The sequence below is a fragment of the Tsukamurella strandjordii genome, assembly GCF_039525985.1.
Classification (GTDB): domain Bacteria; phylum Actinomycetota; class Actinomycetes; order Mycobacteriales; family Mycobacteriaceae; genus Tsukamurella; species Tsukamurella strandjordii.
Map to the genome: position 1 here is coordinate 39,487 of NZ_BAAAII010000017.1, position 22,664 is coordinate 62,150.

A 22,664-nucleotide genomic window follows, 5' to 3' on the forward strand; every position below is an offset into this window, starting at 1 on the left:
TCGGCGCTGTGACCCAGGCAACACTTTCGAGCCAAATGCGCGCCAGCGTGCTCCATCCCGGCGGCCGGATGACCGTCGAGACCAGGGCCGTTCCCATCCCGGATCCCGGCGACGTGCTGATCGCCGTCGCGGCGGTGGGCGTGTGCGGTTCCGACACGCACTACCTGCGCCACGGTCGCATCGGGGAGTTCGAGGTGACCGCGCCGATCGTGCTGGGGCACGAGGCGTCCGGCCGGATCGTGGCCGTGGGCGAGGGCGTGTCCGCCGCGCGCATCGGCGAGCGCGTGTCGATCGAGCCGCAGCGGCCCGAGGCCTTCAGCCCGGAGACGCTGCGCGGCGAATACAACCTCTGCCCCGGCATGCGGTTCTACGCCACGCCGCCGATCGACGGTGCGCTGGCCGAGTACGTCACCATCGGATCGGCCTTCGCGCACGCGGTCCCGGACACGATCTCCGACGAGGCAGCGGCGCTGTTCGAACCGCTGTCGGTCGCAATCGCCTCGCTGCGCAAGGCCGGCGTCGGGCTCGGCGGCAGCGTGCTCATCGCCGGCGCCGGCCCCATCGGCCTGCTGTGCGCCCAGGTCGCCCGGGCGTCGGGCGCGGCCCGGATCGTGGTGAGCGACCCCGATCCGGCGCGGCGCGGCGCGGCGACCTCGTTCGGCGCGACCACCGCCCTCACACCCGGCGACGATGCGGGGACGGGCTTCGACGCCTTCATCGATGCCTCCGGCGCGCCCGCCGCCATCGACGCAGGAATCCCCGCCGTCCGGCCGGGCGGCCGGATCGTGCTGGTGGGCATGGGCGCCGACCGGTTGGACCTGCCCGTGTCCCTGATCCAGGCTCGCGAGCTGATCCTCACCGGCGTCTTCCGCTACGCGAACACCTGGCCCACGGCCATCGCACTGGCCGCGGGTGGAGCCGTCGACCTCGATGCGATGGTCACCGCGCGCTTCCCGCTCGACGAGGCCGAGGCAGCGCTCAACGCCGACCGCACCCCCGGCACCATCAAGGCCGTCGTGTACCCCGGCCGCACCGCCACCGACCTGCCCAGGGAGGCCACCGCATGAGCGGGATCGCACTGAACGACACGACGCTGCCCGAGATCGCGGGGGCGGCAGTACCCGCGTATCACCGCGGCGGCATCCGCACCGGAATCGTGCACTTCGGCGTCGGCGGATTCCATCGCGCACACCAGGCGATGTACCTGGACCGGCTGCTCGCACTCGACCCCGATGCCGCCGCCTGGGGCATCTGCGGCGTGGGCCTGCGTCCCGCCGACGCGGCGATGCGCGACGCCCTCGCCCCACAGGACGGGCTCTACACACTGACGCTCAAGCACCCCGACGGCACCGTCGAGACCTCCGTGATCGGCTCGATCGTCCACTACCTCTATGCGCCGGACGATCCCGAGGCCGTGATCGAGACCCTCGCATCGCCGCACGTGCGCATCGTCTCGCTCACGGTGACCGAGGGCGGCTACAACTTCTCCGCGTCCACCGGCGAGTTCGACGCCGAGAACCCCGACGTGGCCGCTGATCTAGCGCCGGGAGCCGTGCCGCGCACCGTCTTCGGCTACGTGGCCGAGGCGCTGCGCCGCCGCCGCGACCGCCAGCTCCCGGCGTTCACCGTGATGTCGTGCGACAACATCGAGGGCAACGGGCACGTGGCCCGCCGCACCTTCCTCGCCTTCGCCAGGCTCGCCGATCCCGAACTGGCACAGTGGATGGACGCCGAGGTGGCCTTCCCGAACTCCATGGTCGACCGGATCACCCCCGCCACCCCGCCGGACCTGCGCGCCGAGGTGGCGCAGCGGTCCGGGGTGGACGACCGGTGGCCGGTGGTGGCCGAACCCTTCACCCAGTGGGTGCTGGAGGACTCCTTCGCCAGTGGCCGGCCCGCACTCGAGCGCGTCGGCGTGCAGGTGGTGGACGATGTCGCGCCCTACGAGCTGATGAAGCTGCGCCTGCTCAACGCCGGGCATCAGGCGCTCGGGCACTTCGCGCGCCTGCTCGGCTACGAGTACGTGCACGACGCCGCCGTCGACCCCGACATCCGTGAACTGCTCCGGCGCTACATGCAGGAGGAGGGGCGGCCCACTCTGCGCGAGGTCCCCGGGATCGACCTCGACGAGTACATCGACACGCTGCTGGACCGGTTCTCCAATCCGGCCATCGCGGATACGGTCGCCCGGCTCTGCCAGGACGCCTCCGACCGGATCCCCAAATGGCTGGTCCCGGTGATTGCCGCCCGGCTCGACGCCGGTGCGCAGGCGCCGCTCGCCGCAGCCGTCGTCGCCGCGTGGACGCGGTGCAGCGAGGGTCGCTCCGACGACGGTGCGCCGCTCGACATCTCCGATCGGTTGGCGGGCGGACTCGCCGAGCGGGCCGTCCGTTCCCGCACCGAACGGCTCGCCTTCGTCGAGAACACCGAGCTGTTCGGTGATCTCGCGGACCGCCCCGGATTCACCGAGCCCTATGTCGCCGCGCTCGACGCCATCCGCGAACACGGCACCCGGGCCGCGCTCCGGGACCTGGTGGCGCGCTAACCCTCAGGGCCGGTCCAGCACCATCCCCACGGCCTGCCGGTACCGCTCGTAGACCTCCGGTGTGGGCGCGGCCGCGCTCGTCCGCGCGGCGGGCCGAGCCCACGCCGGTGGTCGATCACCGGGGGTGAGGGTCCATGCCGCCTGGCGGGCGGCGCCGCGGGCCACGTACTCACCATCGGCGAGGAAATCCACATCGCGGCCGAAGACCGCGGGCGCGATCGCGCGGACCGCGGGCGATTTGCCGCCGCCGCCCACCACCACGATCCGCTCGATCCGCGTGCCCTGGGCGGCGATCGCATCCAGGCAGTAGACCAGTGAGCAGAGCAGCCCCTCGACCGCTGCGCGGGCCATGTTCTGCGGCGTGAGGTTCCGCGCGGTGACACCGTGGAAGGCGCCGGTGGCGTTCGGCAGGTTGGGGGAGCGCTCACCCGCGAAGAACGGGATCGTGACCAGCCCCTCCGCGCCGGGCGGCGCCGCGAGCGCGAGCCGGGCGAAATCGTCGAAATCCACGTCGAGCATGCGCGCCGTGGCGGCGAGCACCGGCGCGCCGTTGAGCGTGCACACCAACGGCAGCTGATGCCCCGTGGCGTCGGCGAACCCCGCCACGATCCCGGAAGGATCGCGCGGCGCGGAGCTCGTCACCGCACTCACCACCCCGGATGTCCCCAGCGAGACGATGCAGTCGCCCGGGCGGGCATCCAGTCCGAGGGCGGCGCCCGCGTTATCACCCGCGCCCGCGCCGAGCAGTGTGCCCGCGCGGAGCGGACCCCCGGTGCCCGCCGGGATCGACTCCGCCGGGTCCAGCACCCGAGGGAGCCGGGGGCGGCGGCCCCGGAACGCGAGTTCGAGGAGGTCCGTGCGGTATTCGCCCGTGGCGGCGCTGAAGTAGCCCGTTCCCGAGGCATCGGAGCGGTCGGTCACCAGGGCCTTCGCGTCGCCGGAGAGCCGATGCGTCATCCAGTCGTGCGGTAGGCACACCGCATCCGTGGCGTCCGCATGTGCGGGCTCCGCATCGGCGAGCCAGCGCAGCTTCGCAGCGGTGATCGCGGCCACCGGCACCACGCCCACCGCGTCGGCCCACCGATCCGCGCCGCCGAGATCGGCGATCAGCTCAGCCGCGGCCCCGGCCGAGCGGGTGTCGTTCCACAGCAGGGCATCCCGCACCACCGCGCCGTCGCCGGCGAGGCACACCATGCCGTGTTGTTGCGCCCCCACCGAGACCGCGGCGACATCGTCGAGCCCGCCCGCCGCGCGCGCCGCGACGAGGAAGGCGTCCCACCACGCCCCGGGCGCCACCTCGGTTCCGTCCGGGTGCGGTGCACTGCCCCGGCGGAGCTCCTCCCCGGACTCGGCGTCGCAGACCACGACCTTGCACGATTGGGTGGAGGAGTCGATCCCGGCGACGAGCGGCATGCAGCGATTGTTCCAGAGCGGCCTTCGTTCCATGCGTACATCGCCGCACCGCTATTTGACAATCATTTTCATCAGTCGTGACCATTGCCGCCATGAACCGCACACTTCTGGCCCCGATCGTGCTCACCACCGCGCTGCTCGCGGCCTGCTCCTCGGGCGAAACCCCCTCGGCCGCACCGTCGGCCTCCTCCGATGCCGATGCCCCGTCCGGAGCCACGGAGGAGCGTCGCCCCGCCGCGCGCCTCGCGTACACCTACGACGGGGGCGTCCAAGTGCTCGACGCCGCCAGCTTCGAGACCCTCGGCGACATCCGCGGTGACGGCTACCTGCGGGTGAACCCCGCGGGCGACGGCCGGCACGTCTTCCTCTCGGAGAAGCAGGGTTTCACCCTCCTCGACCTCGGTTCCTGGTCCGTCCCGCACGGCGACCACCAGCACTTCTACTCCGCCGCGCCCCGTCGGACCGATATCCGCATCGACGCCCCGGAGCCCGGCCACGTGGTGCGCCACGACGGCCGCACGGTGCTCTTCTCCGACGGTGCGGGAACCGCCACCTCGATCCCCTCGGCGCAGGTGGGCGACCCCGCCGCGCCCCGCGCCACCTACACCGCGCCGAAGCCGCACCACGGCGTCGCGGTGGAACGGGCCGACGGATCGCTACTGGTGACCGTCGGCGACGAGAAGACCCGCACCGGCGTCGTCGTACTCGACAAGGCGCGCACCGTGATCGCGCAGAACGACCAGTGCCCGGGGGTGCACGGCGAAGGTGCCGCCGCGGATGGCGTGGTCGTCTTCGGGTGCCAGGACGGCATCCTCGCGGTCCGCGAGGCCGCGATCACCAAGATCGCTTCACCCACTCCGGGATACGCGCGGATCGGCAACGTCGCCGCCACGGAGGCGCACCGAGTGGTTCTCGGCGACTACAAGGTGGACAAGGACGCGAAGCCGGAGCGCCCCACCCGGGTGAGCCTGCTGGACACCGCCACCGGCTCGCTGCGCCTGGTGGACCTACCGGCCTCCTACAGCTTCCGGTCGCTGGCCCGCGGTCAATTCGGTGAGGCACTCGTACTCGGCACCGACGGCGTGCTCCGCATCCTCGATCCCGAGACCGGCGCCGTGAGCCGCGAGGTGAAGGTGACCGCCCCCTGGACCGAGGACGCCGACTGGCAGCAGCCCCGCCCCGCCGTCTTCGTGCTCGGTTCCACCGCCTACGTCACCGAGCCCGCCACCAGGTCCATCGTGGCGATCGACATCCCCACCGGCAAGGAGGTGCGCCGCGGTACGACGGCGCACGTGGTCGACGAGATCTCGGGAGTGCCCGGCGCTGCGCAGGGGTGATTTAGGCTGAGTCCATGTTGCGGATCGGGCTCACGGGCGGAATCGGTGCGGGCAAGTCGACGGTGGCCAAGGAATTGGCGTCCCTCGGTGCGGTGATCGTGGACGGTGACCGGATCGCCCGCGAGGTGGTCGAGCCCGGTACGCCCGGGCTCGCCGCCCTGGTCGAGGCGTTCGGTGAGCAGATCCTCGCCGAGGACGGCAGCCTGAACCGCCCGGCACTCGCCGCGATCGCGTTCTCCGACGACGAATCCCGGGCCCGGCTCAACGCCATCACCCACCCGCTGGTGGGTGCCCGCTCGCAGGAGCTGATCGCCGAGGCCGGACCGGATGCCGTGATCGTGCAGGACATCCCGTTACTCGTGGAGAACCACGCCGCGCCCATGTTCCACCTGGTGATCATCGTCTGGGTGGACGCCGAGGAGCGGGTGCGGCGGCTCGTCGGATCGCGCGGCATGGCCGAGGAGGACGCCCGCGCCCGGATCGCCGCGCAGGCCACCGACGAGCAACGCCGCGCCGTCGCCGACGTCTGGCTGGAGAACACGGGCACCGAGGACGAGACCCGCGCGGCCGTCCGCGAACTGTGGGTCAAGCGGATCGTGCCCTTCGCGGCGAACGTCAACATGCATCGTCCGGCGGAGGACGCTCCAGAGCTCGACGATCCCGATTACGGCGAGCGCCTCGCCGGGCGGCTGTGGGTGGCATTGGCCGGCGACGCCAGGTCCGTGACCGCGGAGGGCTCGCACGCGCAGGTGGAGCTCGCCGACGGCGTCACCGAGGAGGCTGTGATCGCCCGCCTCGGCGATGCTGGATTCGCGCAGGTCGATCCGGGCCGCTACCGCGGGGCCGACCCCGGCCGCGCGGTCACCGTGACCGTCACCGAGGCCGTTACCCAGGGCGTGGGCTAGGTGCTCGCCGCGAAGTAGTCCCGGACATCCACTGCCGCGAGCGGGGTCCAGCGCGCGACCGGCCGATCGGCTCCGGCGGAGCCCGAAGCCGACCGGGGCGTGGTGAATCCCAGAATCGCCAGCACGGTGGTCGGCTCGTGGTCGACGCGTTCGGCCAGTGCATAGAGCGCTGCGAGCACGTGGACGCACATCGTGGTGCGGGCCCGGCAGCTGCAATCCGCGGCGGCGAGGACCGGTGCCGGCCGCAGTCCCCGGGCGACGACGGCGGCGTGCGCCGCATCGTCAGGCTCGGCGCGCGGTCCCATCGCCTCGCGCAATGCGGCGACGACGGCGGGCGCCGCGGCCGTGAACTCCAGGTGCGCTACCGACGCCGACGCGCCGCGATGGATGTGCGCGGTCACCCGGCCGTCCTCGACCTGGAGGGCGACGCACCCCGCGCGCGCGATCCGCCGAGCCCCCGGGGCGAGCGTGTTGGGGGAACTCGCGCGGACGGGCTCGGCGATCCGCACCAGGTCCGATCCCCATGCGGTGAAGCCGAATGCCGGTGTTGTCATGCATTCTCCCGGTGGCGTCGCAGCACATCGAGCAGGCCGGAGTCGTCGAGAGCCGCGAGCCCGGAGATGATCGATTCCCCGTTGGCGTGCACGCCGAGCAGCGCTTTGCGCCGGTGCATCTCGTCGATGTGTTCCTCCAGCGTCATCGCGGTGGTGAGGGTGGTGACGGTGACCGGCCGGTCCTGGCCGATTCGGTGAACGCGGTCCGTCGCCTGGGCCTCGACCGCCGGGTTCCACCACCTGTCGAAGTGCACCACATCGCATGCCCTGGTCAACGTGAGACCGGTGCCGCCGGCCTTGAGGCTCATCACCAGAATGACCGGTCCCGAGCCGGACTGGAATCGATCGGCGATCGCCGACCGCTCGCCGATCGAGAGGCCGCCGTGGAAGAACGGGACCGGCTCATCGACCAGTGACGACGCCGCGCGCGCCAGGAGCTCGCCGGTCTGCCGGTACTGGGTGAACATCAGCGTGGGACGGTGTCCCGCGATATTCGCCTCCAGGATGTCCAGCGCCACGTCGAGCTTTCCGGAGCGGCCGCGTTCGGGCGGCGCCGGGTGTCGTTCTGGTGCCGGAGTGGCCGCTCCGGACACCAGATCGGGATGGTTGCAGATCTGCTTGAGCGTGGTGAGGAGGGCGAGCAGCCGTCCGTGGCGCTCGAGACCCGTGCCGAATCCCTCGTCGACGGCCCGCCTGAGGGCCGCGTCGTACAGTCGGGCCTGCTCCTCGCTGAGGTCGCAGAACACAGGGTTGTCGATCTTGGGAGGGAGCGCGCCAGCGGCGCGTTCCTTGGTGCGCGCCAGCAGAACCGGCGCCACCGCCGCGCGGAGGCGGCGCAGCGCACCGTCGTCACCGGCCTCGGCGGCCTTCGTGAACCGCCGCCGGAAGACCGCCTTGACCGGGAACATCGTGGGCGTCACGACGCGCAGGATCGCCCACAGGTCGTCGACGGAGTTCTCGATCGGCGTGCCGGTTAGCGCGATCCGGGCGCGCGCATCGATTCCACGTGCCGCGCGCGATACCTGAGTGCGCGGGTTCTTGAGGGTGTGCGCCTCGTCGAACACCACTGCGTTCCACGACGTCTCAGCTAATTTGGCGGTGGACAGCCGCAGGCGGGCGTACGAGACGATCGTGACTTGATCGAGCAGATCCGGTGCGAATCGAGTGATCTCCCGGCGCCAGTTGGTGACCAGGCTGGTGGGGCACACCACGAGGTGCGGCCCCGCGCCGAGCCGGGTGAGTGCCGCGATCGCCTGCAGCGTCTTCCCGAGCCCCATCTCGTCGCCGAGCAGGGCGCCGCCGTGATCGCGCACCGTGCGGGCCAGCCAGGCGACGCCGGCCGACTGGTAGGGCCGGACGGTCGCCTCGATCGTCGCGGACAGCGAGGCGGTGGTCTCCGACGCGTCGGTGAAGGCGAGCTGGGCATAGTCCGCGGAGGTGAGCGCGGTGCCCGTCGGATCGGGTTCGGCGTGTGCGGCGAGGGGGAGCGGAGCATCGGCACCGGGGTCGACGGTGCGCGCCGCCCACGCGGCGTGCGAGGCGGAGGGGCGCTCCGCCTCGGGCAGTGCGGTGACGTCGACGAGATCGCAGCGGACCTCACGGACGCCGAGGGCGCCGTCGGCGGGTACGGCCAGGGTGATGGGTGTGCGGCGCAGGGGGTCGTCGAGGTGGTGTGAGGACCAGATCGCGAACTGATGGAGGTCGGGCAGATAGGTGACTTCGAGGCTCAGGGGAGGTCCTTCTATCCTAATGATGTACGTTGTACGGAGTAACACGAATGAGTGTACACAGTACGGAGAAAGGGTGCACGTGACTCCGGAGGACGAGGCTCGCACGCTGGTCAGACTGCTGTGGCGGGGCGAGACGACCGGACCCGGGACGCCTCGGCGCGGTCCCAAGCAGCGGTTCACGGTCGACGAGGTGGTTCGCGCCGCGATCGAGCTGGCCGACGCGGAAGGCCTGTCCGCCGTCACCATGCGCGCTCTCGGCGGGCGTCTCGGCGTCGGGCCGATGAGCCTGTACACCTATGTGCCCACCCGTGACGTGCTCGTCGCTCTGATGGTCGACGCGATCGCCGCGACCCAGGATCCGCCGGTACGCCGCCCCACGATCCGTGACTCCCTCGCCGACGCCGTCCGGGCGCGACGCGGTGAGTACCTCGCGCACCCGTGGCTGCTCGACGCCCCGTCGTGGCGCGATGTGCTCGGGCCGGGCCGGCTCACGCAGTACGAGGCGCAGCTCTCGCTCGTGGAGGACCTGCCGATCGACGACATCGAACGCGACTGGCTGATCGTGCTGCTGGAGAGCTTCGCGGCGGGCGCCGCCCGGAGCTCCGGCGCGCGCGGAGCCGCGGCACGACCGATGACCGACGCGCAGTGGTGGGACGTGGTCGGACCCGAGCTGGCGGCGGTCCTGCCTGCCGACCGGTTCCCGCTCGCGGGACGGGTGGGGACCACCGTGGGCGAGTATTACAGCGCGCCCGGCGATCCCGACGCCGGCTTCGAGCTGAGCCTGGAGGTGCTGCTCGACGGGATCGAGTCCCGGATACCCGGGATCGGCACCGCGTGAGCGCGACTACCGCCAGCTGATCGGGGCGCCCTCCACGGCGAGCCAGGCGTCCGCGCTGTACCCGTGCGCCGCGATCCCGGCCACGGCGCGGGTCGCGGCGAGCAGCGCCCGCTCGGCGACCTGCGGGCTGATCAGCTCGGCGGTGGCTGCGGCCACCAGCTCGTCCACATCGATCAGCTCGGCGAGGGCACCGGGGTGCTCCAGGATGTCGAGGTACCAGTCCTCGGTGTGCCAGAGCCCGCCGTCGCGCCGCACTCCGGCCACGTCCAGGTACACGCGTTGGTCGCGTTCGTGTCCGGGAGTGAAATGGAAGATCGACGCCCTCAGGTCGAGATCAGGGAGTAGCCACGACTCGATCGCGTGGAACTTCGGGTGATCGGACTGCCGGTGGAGGTACAGGCCGAAGGGCTCCTCGCGGTATTCGTCGACGGCGCGGACGATGCCCTTCGGGTCGGTGTTCGTCATCGCCGCCGGATCGAAGGTCTCCCGCTTGGGCGGGTGGACGCCGCCGTCGTCCGTGGTCGCATCGCCGCTCAGCCGCAGCACCAGCGTGGTCTCCGTGGCACCGCGGGGCCGCCCCGGGATCGCACCCGAGGGCCGGAAGCCGTTGCGCCGGAGCATCGCCGCGAGCGCATCGTCGGACGTGCGGACCAGCGCACCGTCGAGACCCGTGGCCCGCGCTCGGACCTCGCCGATCAGCGCGGGAAGGGCGTCCTCGGCGGCATCGACGATGTCGAGGTCGATCCAGCCGTGCGCCACCACGGCGTTGGCGGCGGCGCCGTCGACGGACAGCTCGAAGGATTCGTGGGCGTCCATGCTGCTCACGATACGATGCCCGCCGTGCCTCGTTACCTGCTTCTGCCCGCGCCCGCAGCGAACCGTGTCTATGCGGAGTCGACGGCCGCGATGGTGCGGGCCGAGCTCACCGTGCTCAGCCGTGCCGCGATGGCGGGCTCGGTGGGCGCCGTCGAGACCGAGACCGTTGCCGGGGTCGAGTACCTCGCCTTCGACGCCGAACCGCTCACGGCACAGGACCTGGCCTTCGTGGGGCTCGCTTCCGCCTTTTACGCCCTGTTCGAACGTGACGGTGACCTATTGCGCCCCATCGCGGTGCCCTCGCCCGAGAAGTACCCCACCGACCTGCTGACCATCCTCAAGTACCAGGGCAAGACCAACGAGCAGTTCACGCGGCTGGTGCTCAACGTGTCCGCCGCCTCGACGGCGCGACCGGCGGGCCTGTTGGACGGGACCCTGCGCGTCCTGGACCCGGTGTGCGGTCGGGGCACCACGCTGAGCCAGGCCGTGATGTACGGGCTCGACGCCGTGGGCGTGGACGTGGACACCAAGGACTTCGAGCTGTACACCTCGTTCTTCACCACCTGGCTCAAGGACCACCGGTACAAGCACACCGCTGCGACCACCCCGGTGCGGCGCGAGAAGACCGTGATCGCGAAGAAGTACGAAGCGAGCTTCGCCGCCGAGAAGGCCGACTACCTGGCGGGGGAGAAGCAGGCGCTCACCTTCTACGCCGCCGATACGCTGCGCACCCCCGAACTGGTGCGCCCCGGAACGATCGACGTGCTGGTGGGCGACCTGCCGTACGGCGTGCAGCACGGCAGCCGCGGGCCCCGTGGCCTGGTGCGCAATCCGCTCGAACTCCTCGATGCGGCCCTGCCCGGCTGGGTCGCCACCCTGCGGCGCGGTGGCGCCCTCGGCCTGGCCTGGAACGTGCGCGTGGCACCCCGCGAGCAGGTGGCGGCGGCCCTCACCGGAGCCGGACTGACGGTGCAGGGCGGACCCGGCTACGACGACCTGCAGCACCGCGTGGACCGGGTGATCACCCGGGACGTGATCGTGGCCCGACGCGACTAGGAAACTTGTCGGTGGGTCGGCTTACGCTGGACCCATGGCATTCGCGGCAGAACAACCGGTGGTGGCGCACTCCGAGCACCGCCCGATCGGCGAGGTCGAACGCGCTTCGGCGGAGTTCCAGGTGGTCAGCGAGTACGAGCCCGCGGGCGATCAGCCGACGGCCATCGCCAACTTGGAACAGCGGCTGGGCCGCGGCGAACGGGACGTGGTGCTGCTCGGTGCCACCGGTACCGGTAAATCGGCCACCACGGCCTGGTTGATCGAGAAGGTCCAGCGGCCCACGCTGATCATGGCGCCGAACAAGACCCTGGCCGCGCAGCTCGCCAACGAGCTGCGGGCCATGTTGCCGCACAACGCCGTCGAGTACTTCGTCTCGTACTACGACTACTACCAGCCCGAGGCGTACATCGCGCAGACCGATACGTACATCGAGAAGGACAGCTCGATCAACGACGATGTGGAGCGGCTGCGGCACTCGGCCACTTCGTCGCTGCTGTCCCGTCGCGATGTGGTGGTGGTGGCCTCCGTCTCGTGCATCTACGGCCTCGGCACCCCGCAGAGCTACCTCGATCGGTCGGTGCAGCTCGACGTGGGGATGGAGGTCGATCGGGACGCGCTGCTACGGCTGCTGGTGGACGTGCAGTACACCCGCAACGACATGGCCTTCACCCGGGGCAGCTTCCGCGTGCGGGGCGATACCGTCGAGATCATCCCCTCGTACGAGGAACTCGCCATCCGCATCGAGTTCTTCGGCGATGAGGTGGAGGCGCTCTACTACCTGCACCCGCTCACCGGCGATGTGGTGCGGCAGGTCGAGAACCTGCGGATCTTCCCGGCCACCCACTACGTGGCCGGACCCGAGCGGATGGGCCGGGCGATCGAGGGCATCGAGGCCGAACTCGAGGAACGGTTGGCGGAGTTCGAGCGGCAGGGGAAGCTGCTCGAGGCCCAACGGCTGCGGATGCGCACCCAGTACGACGTGGAGATGATGCGGCAGGTGGGCTTCTGCTCCGGCATCGAGAACTACAGCCGGCACATCGACGGCCGCGAAGCCGGTTCCGCGCCCGCCACCCTGCTCGACTACTTCCCGGAGGACTTCCTCCTGGTGATCGACGAGTCGCACGTGACCGTGCCCCAGATCGGTGCCATGTTCGAGGGCGACCAGTCGCGCAAGCGGAACCTGGTGGACTTCGGATTCCGCCTCCCGTCGGCGGTGGACAACCGCCCCCTCACCTGGGAGGAGTTCACCGAGCGCGTGGGGCAGACGGTGTACCTGTCCGCCACACCCGGCTCCTACGAATTGGGCCAGGCCGGCGGCGAATTCGTCGAGCAGGTGATCCGGCCCACCGGCCTGGTCGATCCGCAGGTGGTGATCAAGCCCACCAAGGGCCAGATCGACGACCTCATGCACGAGATCCGCGAACGCACTGAGAAGGACGAACGCGTCCTGGTGACCACCCTCACCAAGAAGATGGCGGAGGATCTCACCGACTACCTGCTCGAGGCCGGCATCCGCGTGCGCTACCTGCACAGCGACATCGACACCCTGCGCCGCGTGGAACTGCTGCGGCAGCTGCGGCTCGGCGAATACGACGTGCTGGTGGGCATCAACCTGCTCCGCGAGGGCCTCGACCTGCCCGAGGTGTCGCTGGTCGCCATCCTCGACGCCGATAAGGAGGGCTTCCTCCGATCCACCACCTCGCTCATCCAGACCATCGGTCGTGCCGCCCGTAACGTCTCGGGCGAGGTGCACATGTACGCCGACAAGATCACCGATTCGATGCGCAACGCCATCGAGGAGACTGATCGCCGTCGCGAGAAGCAGATCGCCTACAACACGAAGATGGGCGTCGATCCGCAGCCGCTGCGCAAGAAGATCGCCGACATCCTCGATCAGGTGTACACGGAGGCCGACGACACCGAGGCCGCCATCGGCGGGTCCGGCCGCAACGCCAGCCGCGGGCGTCGCGCCCAGGGCGAGCTTCGATCGGCGTCCGCCGTGAGCGCCGGCATGTACGAGGGCGAAGACGTGAAGTCGATGCCGCGGGCCGAATTGGCCGACCTCATCTCGGAACTCACCGATCAGATGATGAACGCGGCACGCGAACTGCAATTCGAACTCGCGGGGCGGATCCGTGACGAGATCGCCGATCTCAAGAAGGAACTTCGAGGAATGGACGCCGCCGGGCTGAAGTGATCCGCTTTGCGATCACACCCGGTGTGTGTTCCGTGCCGCAACCCGCCTGTTCCCGGTCGATATACGGCTATTGTGTCGAGGAAGTTATGCCGAGAAACGGCAGGAAGCACGCCCTAGAGAAATGAGGGACTCGATGAGTGGCTACAGCACCGTGGTGGTCGGCACCGACGGTTCGGAGTCGTCGCTGCGCGCGGTCGACCGCGCCGCGTCGATCGCCGGCGACAACGTCAAGCTGGTGATCGCGTGCGCGTACCTCCCGAGCGAGGCCGCGGACCCGGCCGCCGCCGACGTCCTGCGGGACGAGGCGTACCAGCTGCAGGGTGCCAACCCGGTCAACGACATGCTGCGCACCGCCGAGGGGCGCGCGCTGCAGGCCGGAGCCAAGAACGTCGAGAAGCGCGCCATCAAGGGCCAGCCCGTGGAGGCGCTCCTCGATCTGGTGAAGTCGCAGCCGGAGCCCTCGCTCCTGGTGGTCGGCAACAAGGGCATGAACTCGCTCACCGGCCGCCTGCTGGGATCGGTGCCCTCCGACGCCGCCCGCAAGACCTCGGTGGACATCCTCATCGTCCACACCACGTAGGCGATCTCCGCCGCTAGGCGGACTCCAACGCGCGGAGCGAGCGCGGCAGCGACCCGGACGTGACCACGGTCAACGTCTGGGTCGCTCGCGTCAGTGCCACATACAGGTCCCGCAGGCCGCGATCGAACTCCACCTCCGCGGGCTCACCCACGATCAGTCCGGGCTCCACCACGATCACGTGGTCGAACTCCAGGCCCTTCGAATCGCGGACCCCCATCACCCGCACCGACTTCGAGGTCAGCCGGCGCAGCGGTGCCACCAGCTCCTGCGGCGCGAGCACCGCGGTCAGCCGATCCGGATCGTCGGGCAGCGCGGACCGGACCGCCTCGACGAGGGCCGCACGGTCACCGTCGAACCGCACCAGCCGCGGCGGCTCCGCACCCGACCGCACCGAGGTCGGCGGCGCGAGACTCGGGTCGATCGCCGCCAGCACGTCCGCGGCGAGATCCATGATCTCCTTCGGCGTGCGGTAGTTCACCGTGAGCTCCGAGAGCTGGAACCGGCCCGGCACATACGGATCGAGCGCGGCGTTCCAGCTGATCGACCCCGCGGCGTCGCCGGTCTGCGCGGTATCACCCACCAGCGTCATCCACCGATTCGGGCTGCGCCGCATCAGCATCCGCCAGGCCATCGCCGAGAGCTCCTGCGCCTCATCGACGATCACGTGGCCGAAGGTCCAGGTCCGGTCGTCCCGGGCGCGATCGGCGGTGGTGTTGAACTCGCGCACCGTCTGCCGCTCCGCCAGCTGCTCGGCATCGATCAGGTCGTAAGCCATCAGGATCTCGGCGTCGAACTCATCGTCCAGATCCTGTGGGGCCGAGCCGGTCAGGATGTCCAGCGCCTCCTGCGCCTCCTCCAGGCGTTGCCGCCACCGCCGCTCCGCCTCGTCGGCATCGGTGTCGTCGTCGCCCAGGAACTCCGCGATCTCGTCGAGCAGCGGCGCATCCGCCGGGGAGAACGCGGGGGCGCCGTTCGCGCCCGTCACGGCCTCCCGGAACAGCACCTCCCGCTCCGCGTCCGTGAGATCCGGCGCCGCCTCCGCGAGCCGATCCGCGTCGCGCCACAACTCCACCAGCACCCGCTGCGGGGTGAGCGCCGGCCACAGCGAGTCCAGCGCGCCCAGCACCTCCGGGTCCTGCGCGAGCTCGTCGCGGATGTCCGAGATGTCGGTGCGCGAGAGCAGCATCGTGTTGTCGACCACCGACGAGCCGATCGTCGCGGCGTGCTGCGCCGCGAGCGCGTCCAACGCGGACTGCCGGAAGATCGCCCGCGCCGTGTTGTGCGGTCGCCGCGACGAGCGCGCCCGGCCCCGTGCCTTGGTGGCGATCTTCCTGTCCAGGGTCAGCGGGTAACCGTCGAACTTCAGCACGATCGGCTCGTCGGGCACCGTCTGCCAGCCGCGCACGGCCTGCTTCATCACCTCGACCATGTCGGTCGAGCCCTTGAGGCGCGCCGCGGCGGCCGAATCGTCGAGTGTGGCGATCACGCCGGGGTACAGGTCGCCGATCGTGCTCAGCAGCACGCCCGTCTCGCCGAGGCTGGGGAGCACCTGGCTGATGTAGTTGAGGAAGGTCTCGTTGGGCCCGACGATGAGCACGCCCGTCCGGGACAGGTTCTGCCGGTACGTGTACAGCAGGTACGCGGCGCGGTGCAGCGCCACCGCCGTCTTGCCCGTGCCCGGGCCACCCTGCACCACCAGCACACCGCGGTGCTCCGACCGGATGATGGTGTCCTGTTCGCGCTGGATCGTCTCCACGATGTCGGTCATCTGTCCGGTGCGGGCCCGGTTCAGCGCCTCCACCAGAGCGGACTCGCCCGCGACGTTCGAGCCCAGGCTCTCGCCGGCACCGTCGTCCCCGGTGAGGGTGAGGCGCTCGTCCACCACGCCCCGCAGCTCGCGGCCCCGGGTGCGCACGTGCCGGCGCACCCGTACGCCCTCCGGCTGCGCCGGGGTGGCGAGGTAGAAGGGCCGGGCCAGGGGAGCGCGCCAATCGAGCAGCAGGGTGGACAGGTCCTCGTCGTCGTCGAGGACCCCGATGCGGCCGATGCGCCGCACCCCGTCGGCGGGGTTGTCGGTCTCGACCATGTCGAGCCGGCCGAAGTACAGGTTGTTCTCCGCCGAGTCGTACTTGGCGATGTCATCGCTGTAGAGCTGGTGGTACGAATCCCGCTCCGAGATCTCCTGCGGGTTCTCGCCCACCTCCTGCAGGTTGTCGGTGCGGCGGCGCTGCGCCGTGTCCCGCATCGCGTCGATCCGCGCGTACACGCGGTCCAGGTGCGCCTGCTCCTCGGCCAACAAGTCGACGCTGGAGACGGGGTTCGTCGTCACGGTGCTCCTCGGATGCGGACCTCGCAGGGAGGCGGCGGCAAAGAATCAGACCATCTATTCTCCACGAGAATTCCGCCGCGCGCTCGTGGCGGCCGTCACCAGCGGTATCGCGGCACCGTCCGGTGCTCAGCGTCCGGGTCCGGCGTCCGGTAGGTCCGCGTAATCGGGCAGGTCGATGCCGTTGATCGCGCGCTCGATAAGTGCGAAATCCCACTCCGGCGGATCCTCGGCCTCGGGATCGCGACCGCGGGCGTTCAGTTGCGCGACTTCCTGGTTCGCTTCCACGAACGGGCGCATCAGCGTCTCGTAGGCGGCGTAGCCCACGGCGGGATTCCACCCGGCGGCCGCCAGTTCGCCCGCGAGGACGTACGCGCCCACGAGCGCGAGGCCGGTGCCCTGACCCGACATCGGCGACGAGCACGACGCGGCGTCGCCGAGCAGAGCGACGCGGCCCGAGGACCACCGGTCCATCACCACCTGCGCGACCTGGTCCAGATAGAAGTCGGGGGAGTCGTCGAGGTGTCCGAGGATCTGCGGCGTCAGCCAGCCCATCCCCGCCATCCGCCCGCGGAGCAAGGTCTTCTGCGCCGCGAGATCGCGCGAATCGACCGTGAACTCCGGTGCGGTGAAGGAGAACAGGGCCATCCCACGGGTGGCGTCCCGGATCGGTCGCAGGCCCGCCGAGCGGCCCGGTACGACGCAGTCCAGGAGCCACCGGTCCAGTCCGAATTCGTTGGGGACGGTGTAGAAGGCCATGGCGTGCCCGAGGTGCCGGACGTACCGCTCGTGCGGCCCGAAGACCATGGCACGCAGCGACGAATGCAGGCCGTCCGCGCCGATCACGAGGTCGTACCGGTCGCGGGCGCCGCCGGCGAAACTCACGTCGACGCCGCTCGTGTCCTGCTCGAGCGCGGCGATCCGGTCGCCGAAGCGGTAGTCCACGCGGCCACGGGTGTCCTCGTAGAGCACGCGCGACAGGTCGCCGCGCAGGATCTCGATCTCCGCGATGAAACCGTCGCCGCCGTCATCGTCGGCGCGGAAGATCTCCAGCACCGCGCCCGACTCGTCGACGATGTACGCGCCCGCGGTGTCCGTACAGGCGGCGCGCACCTGCGCGTCCAGTCCCATCCGGTCGATGACGGTCTTGGCCACGCCGCGAGCGTCCACCGCCTGCCCGCCCGGCCGCAGCGACGGTGCCCGCTCCACGACGGTGACGGTCGCGCCGCGGCGTGTCAGCCAGTGCGCCAGAGCGGGTCCGGCGATACTCGCGCCGGCGATCAAGACTCTCGGACCGCTCACCTGACCTCCTTCGGTCTCGCTGTCACCGTGGGCGAAGCCTGCTACCAGCCGCGCTCGCGCCACTCGGCCAGGTGCGGACGCTCGGCGCCGAGGGTGGTGCCTTTGCCGTGGCCGGGGTGGATCACGGTGTCGTCGTCATAGCGATCGAACAGCTTCGTGGTCACGTCGGTGAAGAGCCGGTCGAAGTCCTCGGGCGAGCCGGTCTTGCCGACACCGCCGGGGAACAGGCTGTCGCCGGTGAAGATGTGCGTGGGCGCACCGTCGACCTCGGGCCGCAGAGCCAGGGCGACCGACCCGGGCGTGTGCCCCACCAGCTCGATCACGTCGAACGTGAGATCACCCACCGTGAGCACCTCGCCGTCGGACAGCGTGCGATCAGTCGGGGCATCGATGCCCTCGGCGTCGTTGACACCGGCCGCAGCCGGGACGCCCAGGCCCTCGCGCACATCGGCCAAGGCGTACCAATGATCCAGGTGGCGGTGGGTGGTGACGATGACTTCGACCCCACCGATCTCCCGCGCGAAGGCGAGGATCCGGTCGGCCTCGTTCGCGGCGTCGATGAGAAGCGTGTGCCCGGCGGAATCACTGACCAGGTACACGTTGTTGTCCATACCGCCGACGGAGAGCTGATTGATCGTGGTGGTCACACCGGTCACGCTACCGCGCGGACGAAAACTTGTCGGTGGGCTTCTCTAGCATTGCGGGCGGACCCGTCTGGGTCGGCTCGGAGTTGGAACGGTGAAGGGAACACGGTGGCGGATCGCCTGATCGTGCGCGGCGCGCGCGAGCACAACCTGCGGGGAATCGATGTGGACCTCCCGCGCGACAGCCTCATCGTGTTCACGGGGCTCTCGGGATCCGGCAAGTCGAGCCTCGCCTTCGACACCATCTTCGCGGAGGGGCAGCGCCGCTACGTGGAATCGCTATCCGCGTACGCGCGCCAGTTCCTCGGCCAGATGGACAAGCCCGATGTCGACTTCATCGAGGGCCTCTCGCCCGCGGTGTCCATCGACCAGAAGTCGACCAACCGGAACCCGCGCTCCACGGTGGGCACCATCACCGAGGTCTACGACTACCTGCGCCTGCTCTACGCCCGCGCCGGCACGCCGCACTGCCCCGAGTGCGGGTCGGTGATCGCGCGGCAGACGCCGCAGCAGATCGTCGACCAGGTGCTCGACATGGAGCAGGGCACCCGCTTCCAAGTGCTCGCGCCGGTCGTCCGCACCCGCAAGGGCGAGTTCGTCGACCTGTTCAACCAGTTGCAGACGCAGGGCTACGCCCGCGCCCGGATCGACGGCGTGGTCTACCAGCTCAGCGAGCCGCCCAAGCTCAAGAAGCAGGAGAAGCACGACATCGAGGTGGTCGTGGACCGGCTCTCGGTGAAGGCCTCGTCCAAGCAGCGGCTCACCGACTCCATCGAGACCGCGCTCCGCCTGGCCGACGGCATCGTCGTGCTCGATTTCGTGGACCGCGAGGAGAACGATGCGGAGCGCGAGCGCCGGTTCTCCGAGAAGATGGCCTGCCCCAACGGCCACCCCATCGCGGTCGACGATCTGGAGCCGCGCTCCTTCTCCTTCAACTCGCCCTACGGCGCCTGCCCCGAATGCGACGGCCTCGGCGTGCGCAAGGAGGTCGACCCGGAACTCGTGGTCCCGGACCCCGAGCTCTCCCTGGCCGAGGGCGCCATCGCGCCCTGGGCGTCCGGCCAGACCGCCGACTACTTCCTGCGCCTGCTGTCCGGGCTCGCCGATGCCATGGGTTTCGATCTCGACACCCCGTGGAAGAGCCTGCCGGCGAAGGCCCGCAAGGCCGTGATCGAGGGCTCCGAGCACCAGGTGCACGTGAAGTACCGCAACCGGTACGGCCGCACCCGCTCGTACTACGCCGAGTTCGAGGGCGTCATGCCCTTCCTGCACCGCCGCCTCGAATCCACCGAGTCGGAGCAGATGAAGGAGCGGTACGAGGGCTACATGCGCGATGTGCCGTGCCCCGTCTGCCAGGGCGCGCGGCTGCGGCCCGAGATCCTGGCCGTCACCCTCGACCATCCCCGGTTCGGCGAGAAGTCCATCGCCGATGTGGCCTCGATGTCGGTGGGGGACTGCGCCGATTACCTCTCCGACCTCAAGCTCGGCGCGCGCGAAGCGGCCATCGCCGGCCGCGTGCTCAAGGAGGTGCAGGCGCGGATCGACTTCTTGCTGGACGTGGGCCTGGAGTACCTGTCCCTGTCCCGAGCGGCCGGTTCGCTCTCCGGCGGCGAGGCGCAGCGGATCCGGCTCGCCACGCAGATCGGTTCCGGCCTCGCCGGTGTGCTGTACGTGCTCGACGAGCCGTCGATCGGCCTGCACCAGCGCGACAACCGCCGCCTCATCGACACCCTGGTGCGGCTGCGCGACCTGGGCAACACCCTGATCGTGGTCGAACACGATGAGGACACCATCCGTACTGCGGACTGGGTGGTCGACATCGGCCCGTACGCGGGCGAGCACGGCGGCAAGGTGGTGCACAGCGGTACCTACAAGGCGCTGTTGAAGAACAAGGAGTCGCTGACCGGCGCGTATCTGTCCGGGCGCAAGGCGCTCCCGGTGCCCGCGGTGCGCCGGCCCATCGACAAGAAGCGTCAGCTCAAGGTGGTGGGCGCGCGTGAGCACAACCTGCAGGGGATCGACGTCTCCTTCCCCCTGGGCGTGCTCACAGCGGTCACGGGCGTCTCGGGTTCGGGCAAGTCGACTCTGGTCAACGACATCCTCGCGACGGTGCTGGCGAACAAGCTCAACGGCGCCCGCCAGGTGCCGGGACGCCACAGCCGGGTCACGGGGCTCGACGATCTGGACAAGCTGGTCCAGGTCGATCAGTCGCCGATCGGCCGCACCCCGCGGTCGAACCCGGCCACGTACACCGGTGTCTTCGACAAGATCCGCACACTGTTCGCCGCCACCACCGAGGCGAAGGTCCGCGGCTACCAGCCCGGCCGGTTCTCGTTCAACGTCAAGGGCGGCCGGTGCGAATCCTGCTCCGGCGACGGCACCATCAAGATCGAGATGAACTTCCTCCCGGACGTCTACGTCCCGTGCGAGGTGTGCCACGGCGCGCGGTACAACCGTGAGACCTTGGAGGTGCACTACAAGGGCAAGAACATCGCCGAGGTGCTCGACATGCCGATCGAGGAGGCCGCGGAGTTCTTCGAGGCGGTCACCTCGATCCACCGCTACCTCAAGACGCTGGTGGAGGTGGGCCTCGGCTACGTCCGCCTCGGGCAACCGGCCACCACCCTGTCGGGCGGCGAGGCGCAGCGCGTGAAGCTGGCCGCCGAACTGCAGAAGCGCTCGAACGGGCGCACCGTCTACATCCTGGACGAGCCCACCACCGGCCTGCACTTCGAGGACATCGCCAAGCTGCTGCAGGTGATCGACGGACTGGTCGATAAGGGCAACTCGGTGATCGTGATCGAGCACAACCTGGACGTGATCAAGACCGCCGACTGGATCATCGACATGGGACCGGAGGGCGGCAGCGGGGGCGGCACCGTGGTCGCGCAGGGCACTCCCGAAGACGTCGCGGCGGTCTCCGAGTCGTACACAGGCTCGTTCCTCGCGGAGGTTCTGGCCACGTAGGAGCGCTGTGCGCCTGGGGATCGAGCTGTGGAACCACGGTGGATCAGCTGGGGACGCCTGTGGATGAAAACCCATCATCTTGGGATAATTGCAAGCGTGTGACACAAGATGTAGTGTTAAGGGTATGAGCAGCGTGACCGTCTACACCAAGCCCGCGTGCGTGCAGTGCACCGCGACCTACCGCGCCCTGGACAAGGCCGGCATCGAGTACACGTCGGTCGACATCAGCGTCGATGCAGACGCCCGGGACTACGTCCTGGCGCTCGGCTACCTGCAGGCGCCGGTCGTGGTGATCGACGGCGGCGACCACTGGTCGGGCTTCCGTCCGGACCGGATCAAGACGCTGCAGGCGGCCTGATCGCTCGCACCTGCATCGACGACGTGAGGCGGCCCCGGGGAAGGGGCCGCCTCACGCGTCTTCAGGGGGCTTCTCTCTCACCACGGGGCGTCACCAGCGGTGGCAGTGTCCCGGGATCCACCGACCCGGCACCCAGCGCGGCTGCTCCCACCAGCCGTTGTTCCAGCGCGGGGGCACCCAGTACCCGGGGTGCCAGCCGTTCCAATCGACCCAACCGGGCCGCCAGTAACCGGCCTGCCACCAGCCGGGGTGCCAGCGCCCGCCTTGCCAGTAGCCGGGAGCCCACCGTCCGGGCTCACAGGCCCCGGGGCCACCGGGGTGTTGCACGGCCGGAGTCGGGGCCGCGACGGCGGTGGCGACGCCGCCCAACGGAACCATCACAGATGCGGCGACGATGACGCCCGCCGCGAGCGTTCGCAGTTTCTTCATATTTCGGACGGTACGCCCGGTGTGACCTGGAACACTAGACGTGTTTACCCAGGTCAGGGTGAGTTTGGGGGTTAACCCTGAGGCTTATCCGTACACCGGTCCGGTGTATTTCTCGCCCGGACCCTGGCCCGGTTCATCCGGGTAACTGCTGTATTCACGGAAGGCCAGTTGGAGGCTCTTCAGCCCGTCCCGATACGGGCCGGCGTGCGGGCCCAAGTACTCCACCGACGCGGTGGTCAGTCCCGCCAGCGCGGTGATCAGTCGGCGCGCCTCGTCGAGGTCGAAATGCGGGCTCTTGCGCGGGTCGAACTCGGCACCGTCGCCCTGCTCGTGCGACGACAAGCCGAGCTTCTCCGCGGCGGCGCTCATCAACATCATCCAGGCCGACGAGATGACCTCGATCGACGGCGACTCCGCGAGGAGCCGATCGAGCGAGGTGGGCTCGGGCGACGAATTCGGATTCTCGGTCACGACTGCTACACTTTCACGTGCGACCGCTCCGGCATGCGCCGGGGCAGCAAGTGGAGTCCACTCCCACCACGCCGACTCATGGTCGGCTGGTCCGGTCACCGTGCAGGTTCCCACCTGGGAATACCTGCCACGGTCTCCTCGTTGGAGGAGGGGTTGATCGTCGGCATACGCCGCGCGGCCCGAATCGGTCGGTGTG

19 protein-coding genes are annotated in these 22,664 nt (G+C 70.0%); 10 read left to right on the top strand and 9 right to left on the bottom strand.

Annotation, left to right across the window (positions count from 1 at the left end):
• Positions 1-35: 35 nt before the first annotated feature.
• Entirely contained in the window at positions 36-1,067 is a 1,032-nt protein-coding gene (locus ABD108_RS21820; protein ID WP_343931374.1) for an NAD(P)-dependent alcohol dehydrogenase, read from the top strand.
• Positions 1,064-2,545 carry a mannitol dehydrogenase family protein gene (locus ABD108_RS21825; RefSeq protein ID WP_343931375.1) on the top strand — a complete coding sequence of 494 codons (1,482 nt, stop codon included), beginning with the start codon at positions 1,064-1,066 and terminating at the stop codon, positions 2,543-2,545. The genes ABD108_RS21820 and ABD108_RS21825 overlap by 4 nt, the downstream gene beginning before the upstream one ends.
• A gap of 3 nt (positions 2,546-2,548) precedes the next feature.
• On the opposite strand, the gene ABD108_RS21830 is transcribed toward ABD108_RS21825, so the two are convergent.
• Complete coding sequence (locus ABD108_RS21830) at positions 2,549-3,958, bottom strand: xylulokinase (protein WP_343931376.1); 1,410 nt, start codon at positions 3,956-3,958, stop codon at positions 2,549-2,551.
• Between the two features lie 92 nt (positions 3,959-4,050).
• Between ABD108_RS21830 and ABD108_RS21835 the strand changes: the two genes are divergently transcribed.
• A complete protein-coding gene (locus tag ABD108_RS21835) occupies positions 4,051-5,295 on the top strand; it encodes a hypothetical protein (RefSeq protein WP_343931377.1) in 1,245 nt (414 codons plus the stop codon).
• 14 nt (positions 5,296-5,309) lie between these two features.
• Positions 5,310-6,200 carry a dephospho-CoA kinase gene (gene coaE / locus ABD108_RS21840; RefSeq protein WP_343931378.1) on the top strand — a complete coding sequence of 297 codons (891 nt, stop codon included), beginning with the start codon at positions 5,310-5,312 and terminating at the stop codon, positions 6,198-6,200.
• Here coaE and ABD108_RS21845 read toward each other — a convergent pair.
• Positions 6,197-6,754: an SWIM zinc finger family protein gene (locus tag ABD108_RS21845; RefSeq protein ID WP_343931379.1), complete on the bottom strand. Its 558-nt coding sequence runs from the start codon at positions 6,752-6,754 to the stop codon at positions 6,197-6,199. The genes coaE and ABD108_RS21845 overlap by 4 nt on opposite strands.
• Positions 6,751-8,529, bottom strand: a complete 1,779-nt coding sequence (locus tag ABD108_RS21850) for a DEAD/DEAH box helicase (RefSeq protein WP_343931380.1) — start codon at positions 8,527-8,529, stop codon at positions 6,751-6,753. The genes ABD108_RS21845 and ABD108_RS21850 overlap by 4 nt, the downstream gene beginning before the upstream one ends.
• A 34-nt stretch (positions 8,530-8,563) precedes the next feature.
• Here ABD108_RS21850 and ABD108_RS21855 point away from each other — a divergent pair, with 34 nt between their 5' ends.
• Positions 8,564-9,322: a TetR/AcrR family transcriptional regulator gene (locus ABD108_RS21855; protein WP_343931403.1), complete on the top strand. Its 759-nt coding sequence runs from the start codon at positions 8,564-8,566 to the stop codon at positions 9,320-9,322.
• Between the two features lie 6 nt (positions 9,323-9,328).
• On the opposite strand, the gene ABD108_RS22165 is transcribed toward ABD108_RS21855, so the two are convergent.
• Positions 9,329-10,138, bottom strand: a complete 810-nt coding sequence (locus tag ABD108_RS22165; RefSeq protein ID WP_425579811.1) for a ribonuclease FAU-1 family protein — start codon at positions 10,136-10,138, stop codon at positions 9,329-9,331.
• Between the two features lie 15 nt (positions 10,139-10,153).
• Between ABD108_RS22165 and ABD108_RS21865 the strand changes: the two genes are divergently transcribed.
• The 3 genes from ABD108_RS21865 to ABD108_RS21875 all read left to right on the top strand — a co-directional run bounded on the left by ABD108_RS21865 (position 10,154) and on the right by ABD108_RS21875 (position 13,971).
• The gene (locus ABD108_RS21865) at positions 10,154-11,194 is read left to right on the top strand and encodes a TRM11 family SAM-dependent methyltransferase (RefSeq protein ID WP_343931381.1); all 1,041 of its coding nucleotides are present in this window, start codon (positions 10,154-10,156) and stop codon (positions 11,192-11,194) included.
• Between the two features lie 34 nt (positions 11,195-11,228).
• On the top strand, positions 11,229-13,391 hold the full coding sequence (gene uvrB / locus ABD108_RS21870; RefSeq protein ID WP_220655597.1) for an excinuclease ABC subunit UvrB: 2,163 nt from the start codon (positions 11,229-11,231) through the stop codon (positions 13,389-13,391).
• Positions 13,392-13,524: 133 nt separating this feature from the next.
• Positions 13,525-13,971 carry a universal stress protein gene (locus ABD108_RS21875; protein ID WP_220655596.1) on the top strand — a complete coding sequence of 149 codons (447 nt, stop codon included), beginning with the start codon at positions 13,525-13,527 and terminating at the stop codon, positions 13,969-13,971.
• Between the two features lie 13 nt (positions 13,972-13,984).
• Here ABD108_RS21875 and ABD108_RS21880 read toward each other — a convergent pair whose 3' ends face one another.
• The 3 genes from ABD108_RS21880 to ABD108_RS21890 all read right to left on the bottom strand — a co-directional run bounded on the left by ABD108_RS21880 (position 13,985) and on the right by ABD108_RS21890 (position 18,255).
• A complete protein-coding gene (locus tag ABD108_RS21880; protein WP_255585701.1) occupies positions 13,985-16,216 on the bottom strand; it encodes a HelD family protein in 2,232 nt (743 codons plus the stop codon).
• A gap of 210 nt (positions 16,217-16,426) precedes the next feature.
• A complete protein-coding gene (locus ABD108_RS21885; protein ID WP_343931382.1) occupies positions 16,427-17,599 on the bottom strand; it encodes an FAD-dependent monooxygenase in 1,173 nt (390 codons plus the stop codon).
• A gap of 41 nt (positions 17,600-17,640) precedes the next feature.
• Entirely contained in the window at positions 17,641-18,255 is a 615-nt protein-coding gene (locus ABD108_RS21890) for an MBL fold metallo-hydrolase (RefSeq protein ID WP_305111973.1), read from the bottom strand.
• Positions 18,256-18,351: 96 nt separating this feature from the next.
• Here ABD108_RS21890 and uvrA point away from each other — a divergent pair, with 96 nt between their 5' ends.
• On the top strand, positions 18,352-21,210 hold the full coding sequence (gene uvrA / locus ABD108_RS21895; protein ID WP_220655592.1) for an excinuclease ABC subunit UvrA: 2,859 nt from the start codon (positions 18,352-18,354) through the stop codon (positions 21,208-21,210).
• Positions 21,211-21,334: 124 nt separating this feature from the next.
• A complete protein-coding gene (gene nrdH / locus ABD108_RS21900; protein WP_220655591.1) occupies positions 21,335-21,568 on the top strand; it encodes a glutaredoxin-like protein NrdH in 234 nt (77 codons plus the stop codon).
• 90 nt (positions 21,569-21,658) lie between these two features.
• Here nrdH and ABD108_RS21905 read toward each other — a convergent pair whose 3' ends face one another.
• Together ABD108_RS21905 and ABD108_RS21910 are read right to left on the bottom strand one after the other, a co-directional pair.
• Positions 21,659-21,997: a hypothetical protein gene (locus tag ABD108_RS21905; protein WP_220655590.1), complete on the bottom strand. Its 339-nt coding sequence runs from the start codon at positions 21,995-21,997 to the stop codon at positions 21,659-21,661.
• A gap of 84 nt (positions 21,998-22,081) precedes the next feature.
• Entirely contained in the window at positions 22,082-22,468 is a 387-nt protein-coding gene (locus tag ABD108_RS21910) for a DUF1844 domain-containing protein (RefSeq protein ID WP_220655589.1), read from the bottom strand.
• Positions 22,469-22,664: the final 196 nt, after the last annotated feature.